The organism is Macrococcus sp. S115, from assembly GCF_030067655.1.
Classification (GTDB): Bacteria; Bacillota; Bacilli; order Staphylococcales; family Staphylococcaceae; genus Macrococcoides; species Macrococcoides psychrotolerans.
Genome location: NZ_JASJES010000006.1, coordinates 118,418 through 133,323 on the forward strand (window position 1 = coordinate 118,418; position 14,906 = coordinate 133,323).

General features: G+C 37.7%; 16 protein-coding genes and 1 rRNA gene. 12 read left to right on the forward strand and 5 right to left on the reverse strand.

The window, feature by feature from the left end:
* Positions 1-85: 85 nt before the first annotated feature.
* From QNJ52_RS08445 to QNJ52_RS08455, 3 genes are all read right to left on the reverse strand, one after another.
* A complete protein-coding gene (locus QNJ52_RS08445) occupies positions 86-397 on the reverse strand; it encodes a heme oxygenase (RefSeq protein WP_099483850.1) in 312 nt (103 codons plus the stop codon).
* A 10-nt stretch (positions 398-407) separates the two neighbouring features.
* A complete protein-coding gene (locus QNJ52_RS08450) occupies positions 408-1,124 on the reverse strand; it encodes an SDR family NAD(P)-dependent oxidoreductase (protein ID WP_120786375.1) in 717 nt (238 codons plus the stop codon).
* Positions 1,125-1,210: 86 nt separating this feature from the next.
* On the reverse strand, positions 1,211-1,474 hold the full coding sequence (locus tag QNJ52_RS08455) for a SunI/YnzG family protein (protein ID WP_041635795.1): 264 nt from the start codon (positions 1,472-1,474) through the stop codon (positions 1,211-1,213).
* Between the two features lie 207 nt (positions 1,475-1,681).
* Between QNJ52_RS08455 and QNJ52_RS08460 the strand changes: the two genes are divergently transcribed.
* The gene (locus tag QNJ52_RS08460; protein ID WP_283722306.1) at positions 1,682-2,821 is read left to right on the forward strand and encodes a CynX/NimT family MFS transporter; all 1,140 of its coding nucleotides are present in this window, start codon (positions 1,682-1,684) and stop codon (positions 2,819-2,821) included.
* Positions 2,822-2,886: 65 nt separating this feature from the next.
* Here QNJ52_RS08460 and rarD read toward each other — a convergent pair whose 3' ends face one another.
* The gene (gene rarD, locus QNJ52_RS08465; RefSeq protein WP_283722307.1) at positions 2,887-3,786 is read right to left on the reverse strand and encodes an EamA family transporter RarD; all 900 of its coding nucleotides are present in this window, start codon (positions 3,784-3,786) and stop codon (positions 2,887-2,889) included.
* A gap of 125 nt (positions 3,787-3,911) precedes the next feature.
* Here rarD and QNJ52_RS08470 point away from each other — a divergent pair, with 125 nt between their 5' ends.
* The 7 genes from QNJ52_RS08470 to QNJ52_RS08500 all read left to right on the forward strand — a co-directional run bounded on the left by QNJ52_RS08470 (position 3,912) and on the right by QNJ52_RS08500 (position 9,381).
* A complete protein-coding gene (locus QNJ52_RS08470) occupies positions 3,912-4,568 on the forward strand; it encodes a hypothetical protein (protein WP_283722309.1) in 657 nt (218 codons plus the stop codon).
* A gap of 160 nt (positions 4,569-4,728) precedes the next feature.
* Complete coding sequence (locus QNJ52_RS08475; protein ID WP_283722310.1) at positions 4,729-5,235, forward strand: metal-dependent hydrolase; 507 nt, start codon at positions 4,729-4,731, stop codon at positions 5,233-5,235.
* Positions 5,236-5,244: 9 nt separating this feature from the next.
* The gene (locus QNJ52_RS08480; protein ID WP_481817297.1) at positions 5,245-6,426 is read left to right on the forward strand and encodes a UTP--glucose-1-phosphate uridylyltransferase; all 1,182 of its coding nucleotides are present in this window, start codon (positions 5,245-5,247) and stop codon (positions 6,424-6,426) included.
* Between the two features lie 12 nt (positions 6,427-6,438).
* The gene (locus QNJ52_RS08485; RefSeq protein ID WP_099483856.1) at positions 6,439-6,681 is read left to right on the forward strand and encodes a hypothetical protein; all 243 of its coding nucleotides are present in this window, start codon (positions 6,439-6,441) and stop codon (positions 6,679-6,681) included.
* Between the two features lie 78 nt (positions 6,682-6,759).
* Positions 6,760-7,767 (forward strand): efflux RND transporter periplasmic adaptor subunit, encoded by a 1,008-nt coding sequence (locus QNJ52_RS08490; RefSeq protein ID WP_283722312.1) that lies wholly within the window; start codon positions 6,760-6,762, stop codon positions 7,765-7,767.
* Between the two features lie 121 nt (positions 7,768-7,888).
* Positions 7,889-8,827, forward strand: a complete 939-nt coding sequence (ypfJ, locus tag QNJ52_RS08495) for a KPN_02809 family neutral zinc metallopeptidase (RefSeq protein WP_283722313.1) — start codon at positions 7,889-7,891, stop codon at positions 8,825-8,827.
* A gap of 83 nt (positions 8,828-8,910) precedes the next feature.
* Positions 8,911-9,381, forward strand: coding sequence for a SepA family multidrug efflux transporter (locus tag QNJ52_RS08500; protein ID WP_413474895.1), 471 nt, complete (start codon positions 8,911-8,913; stop codon positions 9,379-9,381).
* Between the two features lie 210 nt (positions 9,382-9,591).
* Here the strand turns inward: QNJ52_RS08500 and QNJ52_RS08505 are convergent, their stop codons facing one another.
* Complete coding sequence (locus QNJ52_RS08505; RefSeq protein WP_283722314.1) at positions 9,592-11,043, reverse strand: alpha-amylase; 1,452 nt, start codon at positions 11,041-11,043, stop codon at positions 9,592-9,594.
* Positions 11,044-11,197: 154 nt separating this feature from the next.
* Here QNJ52_RS08505 and QNJ52_RS08510 point away from each other — a divergent pair, with 154 nt between their 5' ends.
* From QNJ52_RS08510 to QNJ52_RS08525, 4 genes are all read left to right on the forward strand, one after another.
* Positions 11,198-12,250 carry a P-loop NTPase gene (locus QNJ52_RS08510; RefSeq protein WP_283722315.1) on the forward strand — a complete coding sequence of 351 codons (1,053 nt, stop codon included), beginning with the start codon at positions 11,198-11,200 and terminating at the stop codon, positions 12,248-12,250.
* Between the two features lie 17 nt (positions 12,251-12,267).
* Positions 12,268-12,984 carry a KinB-signaling pathway activation protein gene (locus tag QNJ52_RS08515; protein WP_283722316.1) on the forward strand — a complete coding sequence of 239 codons (717 nt, stop codon included), beginning with the start codon at positions 12,268-12,270 and terminating at the stop codon, positions 12,982-12,984.
* Between the two features lie 56 nt (positions 12,985-13,040).
* Entirely contained in the window at positions 13,041-14,339 is a 1,299-nt protein-coding gene (locus QNJ52_RS08520; protein WP_283722317.1) for an MFS transporter, read from the forward strand.
* A gap of 471 nt (positions 14,340-14,810) precedes the next feature.
* Positions 14,811-14,906 (forward strand): 16S ribosomal RNA (locus QNJ52_RS08525); the annotation flags it as partial.

Here is a 14,906-nt window from a genome sequence, read left to right on the forward strand (position 1 = left end):
ACACGAGCGTTCAGACACGAGTAAAATCACGAAAAGAGGACAGGAAATGCTTTATTTCCTGTCCTCTTTTCTATATATAATGCTCTTAAATTTCTGTTTCCAGCTTTGCGATGACAATTTCTGAACCAAGCATTGGTGATTCTCCTTGAGGTTTATCGCCGCCATGTGAATGTGCCTGTTTGAAGGCGTCACTCGTTTTCCATGCTTCAAAGTCTTCTAACGTTTCCCACCATGTATTGACATAAAGTTCGTCATGATCTTCTAAGTTCTGAATAGACCATGTTTCAATTTTATGGAATCCTTTTAATTCTTGGATTGCGCCCCCTTTTGTAAACATCGGTGCCATCTTTTCAGCGAATCCTTTTTTCATTTTAATTCTATTTGTTACGATATACATGAAATCACTCCTAAAGTTTTGTTGGGTTTGTTGCCCATATTTGATTCGTACGTACAAACGTTCTGCGGTTGATCTTAAGCTGCGAAACGATGACTTCAGCAATATCTTCTGGATGTGTCATCGATTCAGGGTCGAGCGATACTTCACCGATTAAGTCTGTTAATACGGCAGAAGGATGAATCAAGAACGTTCGAATGTTGTGCTGACGCATTTCTCTCATAACACCATCAGATAATCCTGATAATGCAAATTTACTTGCAGAGTATGCACTTGAAGTCGGGCCGGCATTTACAGCGGACATTGAGCTCATATTGACGATGTCACCTGACTGCTGATTGATCATATGCGGCAGAACCTCCTGCATAAAATGAAACGGGCCATACACATTTACAGCCATCATCTTATTTAAGTCTTCTTCAGTTGTTGTGAGAAATGAGCTGTTATGCATAATACCTGCATTATTGATCAATATATCGATACGTTCAAATGTTTCCAGTGTATGTGCAACAGCTGCTTTAATATCGTCTTTGTTTGCACTGTCACATACAATCGCAGTTACATCTACATCAAACTGTGAAAGTGAGTCCACCGCCGATTCTAGATGTTCGATGTTACGGCCTGTAATTGCAATATGTACACCTTCATGTGCGAGCGTCTTAGCAATCTGTAAACCGATACCTCTCGAACCGCCTGTAATAAGTGCTGTTTTGTTTTTTAAGCTTTCCATGATATTGCTCCTCTATAAGTAATGATAGGTTGATAGCTTGTAGTGAAAAAGAAGAGGGTGACAGATGTCAAACCCTCTTGATGGCATTATTTATTTAATTCGTTAATGATTTTTTTATCGTTATGTGTGTAGATAATGTATTTCTTGTCTTTTGTGTCTAAAAGCACTCGGTTTGTTTTACCGAAAGTAGAGCCGATACGTACGATCTTTTCGTCGCTCGCTTCTTCAGCAGTTGCGTAAATATTCGTATCTTCTTTAACACTTAAAATATCTTCGTTTGGAATAGTGATATCAGCAACACGCCATTTAATATTTACTTCTTTGTCGTCTTTAGTAATTCTCATTGCCATTTCTAAACACATCCTTATCGTTTTTATACCATAAATATAACGCTTTTTATCAGTATATTCAAATAAATTGATGTGATTAGATGAATTTAAACGAAATTCATCTTTAATGAAAGAAATTAGTGTTTATTTGTTGATTTATCTTAAAAAACTTGTAGGAATTGATTATCATATACAATGAAGGGATTTGATGAATTGAGATATAAGTCTATGTTTTTATTATTAGCGGCAGTGATTGTCGTTGCGGCGACATTGCGCGCACCATTAACAGTAATTGGTCCGATTATTTCTGAAATCGGAGATACCTTATCATTAAATCATACGATGCTTGGGGGACTGACTACAATTCCACTCATTATGTTTGGTATCGTATCGCCTTTCGTCGCGAAAATAAGCGCAAAGGTTGGCATGAGTATGACGTTGTTTGCGGGAATGTTACTGCTGTTAAGTGGACTGATAATACGTATTATTCCAAACCTGCCATGGCTTGTCATAGGAACAATGCTCGTTGGTACAGGTATTGCCATAGGAAATGTGATACTACCAAGCTTTGTTAAATGGCGCTTTCCAGCACATATCGGACTGATGACGGGTGTATTTGCCGCTACGATGAACTTAACAGCAGGAATTGGCGGCGGATTAAGTGTACCTCTATCACATTATAACGATTACGGTTATCAGTTCGCATTAGGATTCTGGATTATTCCCTCGGTAATTGGGCTTATCGTGTGGCTGCCACAGTTAAAGCATAATCCAAAGCCAGAATTTTCGGTAAGCAGACGTAAAATTTATCACTCTAAGTTAGCTGTTGCAATTGCACTGATGATGGGTTTTCAGTCGATGAACTTTTACAGTACTGTGACGTGGTTTCCTGAAATACTGATTCATTACGGTGTATCACAGGAAACAGCGGGATATATGCTGATGTTAAATCAATTTGCACAGCTTCCGATGACATTTATGATGCCTGTCATCGCAATGAAGATGAACAATCAACGTCCGTTAGTGATTGCTTTTACGATACTCTTCTTAATAGGTTTCACGGCCTTGCAGTTTAATCATATCGTATTAATTGTGATTGGAATGATTGCAACCGGTCTTGCTGGAGGAGCAGCATTTAGTCTATGTATGCTATTTTTCTCATTGCGTGCTCGTACAAATGAAGATGCAATCAAGCTGTCAGGTTTCAGCCAATCGGTTGGCTACCTTATTGCAGGGATTGGACCGGTCTTGATGGGATACTTAAATGATATGACAGGAACTTATACGACAAGTTTCATAATGTTTTATGTTATCGCAATCTGTATGTTTATCTTTGGTATGATTGCTAGTAAGAATGAATATGTATAATGCTTGTTCATAGCGATAATGATTTGATCATAAATTAAAACCTAGACGCAACAGCGTCTAGGTTTTTACAATTTTATCTTTCTGGATTTCTTGTATTGCATCCATTTGCTTAAACTATATATTATCAAGCCGCTCCAAATACAGCTGAATGTAATCGCATGTGTCAATGTAAAGGGTTCGCCGAACATAAAAACACCTTGGAGTAAGATAAGTGTTGGTGAGATATACTGTAGTAATCCAACAAGAGAAAGTGGAATACGCTTTGCACCGGCACTGAATAAAATAAGAGGAATCGCAGTTACGATACCGGAAAATAGAATTAGAAAACTTTCAAAGTTATTTCCGAAATATGTTTTTTGGTCCGTGGTTAATAATGCGATACCAAGAAAAGCGATAGGTAATATAAAGAATGTTTCTAGTGTAATGCTATAAAGCGCATTAATATTGACTACCTTCTTCATTAAGCCATATAACGCAAAGCTCAGTGCCAGCGTGACTGAAACAATAGGGAATGTTCCAACAGAGAATGTCATATAGAGCACACCAATTGCAGCGAGTAGAATGGCCAGTGTCTCTGTTCTGGTAAAGCGTTCTTTCAGAAAGAGAAATCCAAGAGCAATGCTCATCAATGGGTTGATATAGTAGCCCAGACTCGCTTGTAGCACATGATTATTATTAACAGCCCAGATAAATATACCCCAGTTGAAGGTTATCACGATGCTAGCGATAATCAGTGCGATAAATTCACGTTTTCTCTTAAATAAACTTTTCGTTTCTTTGACTAAAGGGGATAGCTTTTTTGTTACAGCAAGCACAATGATCATGAAGACAAATGACCAGATAATACGATGAAATAAAATCTCATAATCATTAAAACTACTCACTGCACGCCAATACGAAGGTAAGATTCCCCATAGAAGATATGCTAGTGCTGTATATAGAACGCCTTTTTGTGTATTGTCCATTATCTCACTCCTTTACATGATGATTATAGCAATCACAAAATTATGTAGCAATGTGCATGTTCTTTACATTTTTTAAAATGTGTTATAATATTCTGAGCAATAGATTGCTATTAAGGAGAGACATAATGAATAGACTTATAATGCTGATGTTGACGAGTGTGTTAGTACTAACAGCATGTAATGATGGACAAGAAAAAGAGCGCAAAGAATCAACGCCTAAAGTAGAAGTTAAAGTGAACCCTGAAAAAAAAGAAAGTAAGAAAACTACTGAACAAAACGATAATAAAACAAAAAGCAAAACAGAAAATACTGCACCTGAATCATCTGAAGAACAAATAGTGACACACCCCTCTAATCAAGACTCCGTTAATCAGGATAATATTGATACCACAAAGTATAACGATTCTAGAAATTGTCTTATCGGTGGTGGAGAAAGTGCCGGGTGTGCAGTATTAGCTGAGACGAAGGAATATTCAAAAGCTTGGAATAATTTGACGAACGAAGGATATAACTGTAAAGATGGTGCATGTTATCAGTTGAATCCATCTACGCAAACACAGGACTCGACACATACAGCTACACACAAAAGGCCAGAGACCGTACAGCCGTCGACGCAACCGACAACAGAAACACCGACAACAGAAATGCCGACAACGACAACGGAAACACCGACACCGACAACGGAAACGCCGACAACGGAAATCGTTACGACTGAGCTCCCTTCAACTGAACAATCACAAACAGTTCAGCCGAACCAATATGAAGACACGACAGATGAATAATATTAATGAGAGAAGCAATTTAAGCAGCGTATGAATCTTAAGAGCGGCGCTCAATCGGTTAAACAATAGACAAAAACTATGAACTCTTCGCGATGTCATAGTTTTTTATTTGTTATCTATACTATAATAAAGACCTATAAAATTTAATGGAGGTACATACGTGACAGGAAAGACTCATATCGCATGTGGTGTATTCATTGGGACGCACTATGCGGTTTCTCACGCATATAACATCAGTCAGTTTGCAGCAATTATCGGAACGTCTGCACTTTTTAGTATTGTTCCTGATATTTGTCATGCAGGCAGTAAAATAGGGAGAAGGATATGGCCCATCAGTACATTAATCCGTGTACTCTTCGGTCATAGAACGGTGACACATTCCATATTGTTTATGCTGCTCGTGTCGACAGTGTTATACTTACTTCAAGTACAGAATATTTATATTATCAGCGCTAATCTTGGGATTATGAGTCATTTAATATTAGATATGATGACACCATCAGGCGTGACACTATTCTTCCCGTGGACTAAAAAGATTAGATTTCCGTTTAAAATCAAGACAGGTGGTGTTATAGACCACTCGCTTGCAACGGCATTCAGTCTTGTGACAATGTATATTGTCTATAATGAGATCATCCATAGAACGATAAGTTGGATAAAATATTAAAGGAGCTTTATTATGGAAAAGAACTTAAAAAAATATCATCATCAGCAACTATTAAATCAGATGGAGTTATTGTCGCAAGTTGAAAAACAAAAACTTGAAGAAACGTTATCCATTCAGGATTTTGAAAAGATAGATCAGTTATATCAAGATGTCTATGTTCATCGAAAGATTGCGCTTCCGGAAGATGTTCAGGATATCGCAACAACCATTATTAGTGAACAATCAACAGAAGCGCTGGCACATATGAATGAATTAGGACAAAGTGCCATTAAAGCAGGCAAGTTTGCCGCAGTTCTAATGGCTGGTGGACAAGGCACACGTCTCGCGCATAATGGGCCGAAGGGTACATTTGAATTTGACGGTGTGAGTCTGTTTGAACTTCAGGCAAGACAAATAAAAGCATTGATTGAAAGCTTGAATGTTTCAATACCTTGGATCATTATGACGAGTGATATTAACCATAAAGAAACCATCGCTTTTTTTGAAGCGCATGATTATTTCGGATTGAATAAACAGGATGTCTTCTTCTTCATTCAACCTAATATTGTAGCATTGAGTGAAGGCGGAGAGCTATTACTCAATGAGGACAAACAGCTGCTTACAACACCGAACGGTAACGGTGGAATCTTTGAAGCATTGAATGCATCAGGTACGAATAAGCTGTTACAAGAAAGAGGCGTTACACATATTTACATGAATAATATCGATAATGTACTAGTAAAAGTGCTGGATCCGATACTTTGTGGCTATGCAGTTGAAAGTGACGCAGATGTTACAACAAAGACGATTGCAGCAAGAGATAATGAAAGTGTCGGCCGTGTCGTGGAAGTGGCTGGGAAAAAACAAGTCATTGAATATACTGAGCTTCCTAAAGGAGAAGAGAATCATTTCCGTAATGCGAATATCGGAATTCATATATTTAAGCTTGATTTTGTGGTGAATCATGCACAAAGTGAAATGCCTTATCATCTGGCGATTAAACAGCTGCCACAGTTAGATGAGAATTTTACTGTTATTGAAGCTACAGCATTAAAGTTTGAGAAGTTCTACTTTGATATATTCAAATATGCGGATACCTTTAAGACGGTACAGTTTGATCGTAATGAAGAGTTCAGTCCTTTGAAGAATAAAGAAGGAAAAGATAGCATCGCAACAGCTTACGACGATTTGTTGCGCACACGTCGACTATAAGAGGTGACCAATTTGAAAAATAAAACAACAATCTATGTGATGTTGATGATGCTTTTGATTGCAGCCATAAATCTTGGACTCAGTTATCATTATATATTTAATGTCAAAGGTTTGATGTGGATGGGATTTGTATCACTATTTGCCGCATTGTTATTAATGATGCTCACCGTGCAATACTACAAGCATCAAAAAAAGCAGGATCATTCTAATATAAATGCCCATATTAAATCTGAAGATGATAGAATCTTAAAGTAATTTTTACAATATTTTTACGATAAATTCATATAAATTCCAGTACAATATAAGCATATCAATAGATAAGCGAGGGTTTATATGAAACGACGATGGTTATTACCTGTAGTACTCAGCAGTATCATTGTTGTATTACTTATCGCAACAGCTTATGCATTCTTGAGTAGACGGCAGGAAACATTATTTGTTGACGAGTATATGAAACGCTATCATCTCACAGTTAAAGGTACGATAGGACAGACACGTACCCCTTACTTTCAGCGTGGTAATCAATCACGGCCAGCGATACTTCATGTAAGGCAAGGGGACAAAGTAACTAAAGGACAGGCGCTCTTTAGTTATGAGGATAGGGCCATCGCCGCAAATGAAAAGGAGTTAAGTCTGAAGATTGATAATCAATTAATTGCAATCAATCAGATTGAAGGACAACTCGCTGTAAAGCAAGAAGCATTTGAACAATCTGCGAGCCCGCGTATTAATGCAGAACTGAACTGGCTGATAAGTGAGTATGAGAAACATAAAAATGAACTTGAGATATTAAAAACGAAGGAAAGTGCGGCAAGTGAAGCGGTTGATCAGCTGACAATCACTTCCGAGACAACAGGAATAGTAAGTGAAATTAATAAAGACCAGCTGCAGCAATTTACAAATGCTAAACAGCAGTTTCCAATCGTAACAATTGCTGCAGCTGAAACTTTCATTACAGGTGAAGTGGATCAAGAGCTATATAAGCAACTGGAAAAGGGGATGCAGTTCGACTTTGAAATAGATGGAAAATCTTATAAAAGTAAACTCACATCACTGACAAGAACAATCGAGCATAGCACTGCAAAATATTATTATAAAGCAGCTGTAGATATAGATGAAGCCTATGTCGGTGAAGTACTCACTTTTAAAATTTACCCAAACGTTAAAGATCATATATGGCTACATAAAGATTATGTGAATAGAAAAAAGCATACATATTATGTTCAAAAGTGTTATGGGAATCGCGTTAATGAAGAGATTATCCATGTAAAGAAACAGTCCGGACAATATTACCTTGTTACAAAAGGGTTATCGTCAGTCGATGAACTGAAAAAATATTGATATAGGAGATTGGGATATTCCCCAATCTCATTTTTTAATGTTTCCATAAATAAATGATTGTGCGCATTGAAATTTGGGTAATGATATTTAAGATAGTAACGGCCTATGAGGAGGAAGACGTATGAAATGGCAAGGTAGACAGGGGAGTTCTAATGTAGAAGATGCGAGAGGCTCTGGTGGCTTTTCTGGTGGCAGCCCGATGGTTATCGGTGGCGGTGGTATGGGATGTTTAGGAATCATCGTCATGATTGTTATCGTATTGTTGGGTGGTAACCCGATGGATTACATGGGCGGTGAAAGTCAACCTACGCAAACACAAAATCAGCAACAAGATAATGGCAACAATGATATTTTTGATACAGGAAACGTTAAGACGGATGCCGGGAACGATGGCGCTGCGGCGGAACAATCTTTAGATGAACGTGGACAGTTTGCATCAGTTGTACTGAAAGATACGGAAGACGTTTGGCATAAGATATTCCAGGATTATGATAAATCTTATACTGAACCGAGAATGGTGTTATATTCAGATGCAGTACGTTCAGGATGTGGACAAGCAAGTGCTCAAATGGGACCATTCTATTGCCCGGTTGATCAGAAGATTTATATCGACCTATCTTTTATGGACGAACTGGATCAGAAGTTCGATGCGCCCGGAGATTTCGCAATGGCTTATGTTATTGCACATGAGGTTGGACATCACGTGCAGAATGAACTTGGAATCTTACCGAAATTCCATCAGTTAAGAAACCAATTATCTGAAACTGAGTACAATAAATATTCTGTTGCTGTTGAGTTGCAGGCAGACTATTTTGCAGGTGTCTATGCAAAGCATGCACAAGAAATGGGTTATACAGATGATGGAGATTTAGAAGAAGCGATTAAAGCTGCCCATGCAGTTGGAGACGACACAATTCAGAAGAATGCATTAGGACGTGCAAATCCAGATACTTTTACACATGGTTCTAGTGCCGAACGTATGGACTGGTTTAAGCGTGGTTATGAAGCAGGAGACTTTAGTCAGGGGAATACATTTAAAGCAAGGGGTTTAGACTTTTAAATAGTGGAAAATGAGATATACTCTTCTATAAGGGTATATCTCATTTTTGATAAGCGCCCATTAACGTAAAGGATTGATGGATTGTGAAACTAAAGAGACCGAATATTTCCTGGATGGCGCTCCTGTTTGTACTATCTGTAGTGTTAATTTCTGGAATAGCCTTTATATTGATGGTTTTCTTCGGAATGTATGGGCTCAGTAGATTACTTATTTATTTCCATCTTGCAGAGTTTACATATAATGAAAGTGTGATAGATAACAGCTTTTATTACGGTTCATATTTAATCATCGGCTACGTACTATTGTTTATTATTGAATATATTATGGACGAATTAAAGCGTATGCTTCCGGAGAATAAGTTTTTTCATGGCTGGTATTTTCATATCATAGCAGTAAGTCTTTCGACACTGGTATTTTACTTCGGTGTGCATATTAATTATCAGCATATTAGAATACATTTTCTTGTCGTACTGGCGATTATTAGTGCACTATACTATTTAACAGAACTCTTCTATCCTGATAGCGTGGATTTGAATAATAAAGATGATAAATGATGAAATAAAGAAGGGTAGCCAGCAACAGATTGCTAGCTACCTTTTCAATTTTGCTTGTGGCAGAACACTTCTGTCACGACCTATTGACGGCGTTCTACGAGCAGACACTTCGATAAAATCAAAAAGACACCCTGAAACAAAAACCGTTTCTTGGTATCTTTTCATGATTTTACTCGTGTCTAAGCGCTCGTGTCACGACCTTTTTCATCCTTATTCTTCTTCGCAGTAGACTGATACGCTGCCCGGGTTAACTTTGAAGAGGCCATTTCCTTCTTCATCAATCGTGATTGTATCTTCTCTTGTATTGGTGTAGTCATACCAGACTTCACCGGCGCGTTCTTTGCCAACGAACATCTGTTTTTCTGCTTCTTCTTCACTGGAATTGATAATTACAGCACAACCAGTCTTATTGCCGTTGCCGCGTCTGACAAATCCGATAATATTTGGGTGATCGAAGTAATCATCTTGTTCCCCGTATGCTTTATTTTGTCTGATATAAAGTAATGGATCGATTGCAAGCTGCTTTCCTTCGACCGGATGATCTCCGCCAATGCCATAATAATCACCATAGAATATACATGGATAGCCATCTTTACGTAATAATATTAGCGCATAAGCACTTTGTTTGAACCAGTCTTTAACGAAAGATTCTAATGCTTCATCTGGCTGAGAGTCATGGTTATCAACAAAAGTGACTGCAAGTTCAGGGTGTTCTTCAACAATTGTATCATCAAATAATGTACGTAGATCATAGGCGCTGCCCTCTTCAGAAGCGGTTTTAAAGTTGAAGTGCAGCTTAACGTCGAATAAATCAGTGTTGTACTCTGCCTCTTCAAGAAACTTTTCATTCTTTCCAAGGTCTGCATTCCAATATTCACCGAGGAAATAGAAGTCTTCTCCAGCATGTTCGCGCATTGCGTCACTAAAGTCTTTAATAAAATAGCTTTCGATATGTTTCACAGCATCCATGCGCATGCCATCTATCCCTAATGTATCGATGAGCCATTTTCCCCATTCGATTGTATGTTGTCGTACATCGGGATGTTTGTAATCGATATTCGTAAACATCAAGTAATCGAAGTTCCCTTTTTCGTCATCTACGAATGCATTCCAGTCTTTATTTTCCCCTATTATTTTAAAGATGCCCTTGCGACCTGTTTTGTGATCGTAGTCAGTACCGTTGAAGTGCGTGTGATTCCATTTGAAATCACTATATTTATTATTACGACCTGGAAATTCAAATTTTGTATAGGCATCGATTTCGAAAGGTTCTGAGATAACGTGGGTACGATCATTTGTATCGACTTCTACGACTTTAATTGTTTCTGTTTCATCTGCGCCAGCCTTATGATTGAGCACAATATCGGCATAAACTTTTATGCCGTTCTCATGACAAGCTTTAATGGCATCTAATAATTCTTCTTTCGTCCCATATTTAGTACGCACTTGTCCTTTTTGGTCGAATTCCCCAAGATCATATAGATCATAGATGCTATAACCTGTATTCATTACATGGTCTGCTTTGCACGCAGGTGGTAACCAAACCGTATCAATGCCTTTTCCCTTTAGTTTTGGGGCATCTTCTTTCAGGCGTTTCCAATGCGCACCATCTCCATTTGCATGCCATTCGAAATATTGCATCATCGTATAATTTTTTGTCATGTGATTCTCCTCATCCTTTCGGTAATCAATTATCTATGTTATACCCATAAAATGACGAATACATCACAACTATATCATTTATAGTAATTTCTTTTATACAAAGTCGATTCTTTTTGTTAAACTAAAACTATTAGAAGATGAAGGAGCGTTTAAATTGTTAACTAAAGAACAAGTCATAGAAATTATCGGTGAACTAGAAGATCCAGTAATTAATGTACCTCTCTCTGAAACAGAGGGGATTAAAGAAGTTAGTATTAAAGAAGAGAAAGAACATATCTCTGTTAAAGTGATGATTGCAAAGCTTGGGGGTCAGCCTCAACTTGATCTTCAGATGCAAATTGTAGAGAAACTGAAGGAGAATGGCGCAAAAACTGTAGGGATACGTTTTGAAGAGATGGATGAGTCGATGCTCGAGCAGTTCCGTGGAGTTTCCACTTCGGAAATTGAAAAGTTAGTCGATCCAAATAATAAGGTAACATTCATCTCAATTGCTTCAGGTAAAGGTGGCGTTGGGAAATCAACGGTTTCTGTGAACCTTGCTGTCGCACTTGCACGCTTGGGGAAACGTGTAGGATTAGTTGACGCTGATATATATGGTTTCAGTGTTCCGGATATGATGGGAATCTCAGAACGACCTGAAATTGATGGTGAACGTATTATTCCTGTATCTCGTTTTGGAGTAAAGGTGATTTCAATGGCATTTTTCGTTGAAGAGAATACCCCTGTCATATGGCGTGGACCAATGCTTGGTAAGATGATCAATAACTTCTTTAACGAAGTGAATTGGGGAAATCTGGACTATATTCTATTAGATTTACCACCAGGTACAGGAGATGTTGCTCTTGATGTGCATACAATGTTACCAAAGAGTAAAGAAATCATTGTAACAACGCCACATCCAACAGCTGCATTTGTTGCTTCAAGAGCGGGTGCAATGGCGCTGCATACGGAGCACGAAATTCTTGGTGTAGTAGAGAATATGAGCTATTTCGAAAGTAAAGAAACAGGAAATAAAGAGTATGTATTTGGTTCAGGTGGTGGACAAAAGTTAGCTGAAGAGCTCAATACAGAGTTGCTCGGGCAACTTCCGTTAGCTCAACCGGACTGGAACCATGAAGATTTTGCACCTTCTGTCTATCAAGAAGACCATCCACTTGGTATCATCTATACACAAATGGCTCAGAAGGTAATCGATAAAACAAAATAAATTAAAGAGGTACAATCGTGACTTTAAAAAATTTAGGTAAATTCTATGGCATCACGTTACTTATAGGACTTGTTGTCACAGTAATCGTCAGTCTTATATTCGGATATGATAAATTAACGGTTTATCTTGTTCGAGGTGAATTAGGGGAGTTCCTGGCAGCGCTAATCTGGTTTATGGGATATGGACTATTAATTGCATCTATTAGTCAGCTTGCATTCTTCGCATACTTGTTTATCCATCAGATGGGACAAGGGATATTCAGAAGCGGCTGGAATGCGATTCAAGTTGTGATTATTTTATTTGCAATCGTCGATCTCGTGTATTTCAGATATTTACGTTTTGGGCAGAAGGATGGAGATATTCTTAAATTTATCTGGATTCCAATTTTAATTGTCATCTTTGGTATTGTTGTAAGTATCTATAAAAATAAGCTGACAGGTAAAAACGTCTTTATTCCTGCAATGTTCTTTATGGTTGTAATGACAACGGTAGAACTCATACCGTTTCTGAAGGTTAAAGATATGATGTGGCTGTATTGCACCATCTTTGCGCTGCTTTTATGTAATGCATTTCAGTTATTGTCATTGCCGAAATATAATAAGGCATCTTATGAAGAACGTAAGGCACGCAAGCTTGCAAATGGCACTTGGGTAGAGGAAACACCAGAGTCACCTAGCAAGGTTGTAAAGAATACGCAAGTTGTCACACATAAGAAAAAACGAAAAAAGAGATAATGATATGACCTAGCTCATTGGAGTTAGGTCATTTGTCATTAAGAAATGAGGAGAAAATGAAAAGAGGATTAATTAGTGCGCTCGTGATTATTATGTTTATGAGTGCTATCGAAACATCAATCGTGTCACTCGCAATTCCTGCAATCGGCAAAGATCTAGGTGTTGAAGAGTCGCTTGCGTTAATATTTACCAGCTATATGATTGCTATTGTAGTGATCACACCGCTTGTCGGGGAAATTATGAAACGTATCGGATCTAAGTATACGATGATATTCGGTATTATCGTATTTATAGTAGGAAGTATGTTATCAGGAGCGTCATTTACGTTTCCGATGCTTGTTGCATCACGTCTTATTCAAGGGCTTGGTGCAGGGATCATGATGACGATGGGGAGTATTATTCCGAAGATTGCGTTTGAAATTCCATATCGCTATAAAGTAATGGGTATCGTGGGAAGTGTCTGGGGCATTTCAAGTATCGTAGGACCACTTTTAGGTGGATTAATACTAACATACTTAAGATGGAGTTTTTTATTTTACATTAATGTTCCTGTAGCAATAGTTGCAATTGTTCTTGTACTGAAGTTCTTCAAATTCGATGAACAGCCGTCTAAGGAGAAACTTGATGTTAAAGGGTTACTGCTTTTCTATGCATTTTTAATCTGTTTGATTACTGGCTTCACTGCTGGAGGGCTGCTAAGTATGGCAGCATATATAGTAGCAACTACATTACTCGTTATATTTGTTAAGTTTGAATTGAAAGTACAATCACCATTTATACCAGTACGCTCCTTTAATAAAAGGATAGGTATAACGATGGGAACAGATATGGTATACGCAATGCTGTTGATGGGAACGAACATATTCTTACCGTTTTATTTGCAGACAGAGAAAGGGTTGTCACCATTACTTAGTGGTTTAACCACCTTCTCGATATCAGTGTTCTGGCTGACATCTACCTTTATATTGAAACGTATTGAACAACGCTTTACCGTTAAGCAAGTCTATCAATTAAGTTTCTTCTATATGATTATCGGTGCAGCGATTATACTAGTTACAGAAAGTGTTATTGCAGTAACGATTGGATGTATATTTCTAGGATTGAGCTATGGTACTGTATTTACGAAAAATGTCGTAACCATTCAAGAAAGTGCGGCACCACATGAACTCGGCAGTATGATGAGTACTTATAGTTTACTTAAGTTTATCGGCTCAACTACTGGATCGATAGTCATGTCGTTTGTCTACTATAGCAATGTATTATACAATATTCATAACAATATGGCGGTAATGGTCATCATTGCGCTTATACTCATCATTATTTATCAGTTTTTATATAGAGAAAAGACGGCTTAGTGAAAGTGTTCTGCCGAAACGACAACCCGGATAATACAGGTAAGATTCTTATCTGTATTATCCGGGTTGTTATATATATGAAAAATATTAAATAAAGTATTGACTTTAATATAGCAACTTGTTAAGATATAAAAGTCGCAAAAACAAGCGACACCAACGATTAAGCGTTTGAAAACCAAATTGAAAAAGTGTAAAAAAGACTATTGAAACTTTGTTCTCAAACATTTAATATTAATTGAGTAAGAACGGCGCACGAAACATTTCGAATAAGAAATAGCGAGTGTAAAACTTCTTCAAAATAAAGCTTGCAAACAAGAAAGAAACGTGTTAAAATTTTATCTTGTAGCAACAAAAAATGAACATTGAAAACTGAATGACAATATGTCAACGTTAATTCCAATAATTTGAGTGATTAAGTTCACTCCCAAGAGTGATTGCCTCAAGCAATCAAAGAGCTTTATCAAGCAATCTATTATGGAGAGTTTGATCCTGGCTCAGGATGAACGCTGGCGGCGTGCCTAATACATGCAAGTCGAGCGAACAGACGAGAGTGCTTGCACTCTCTGA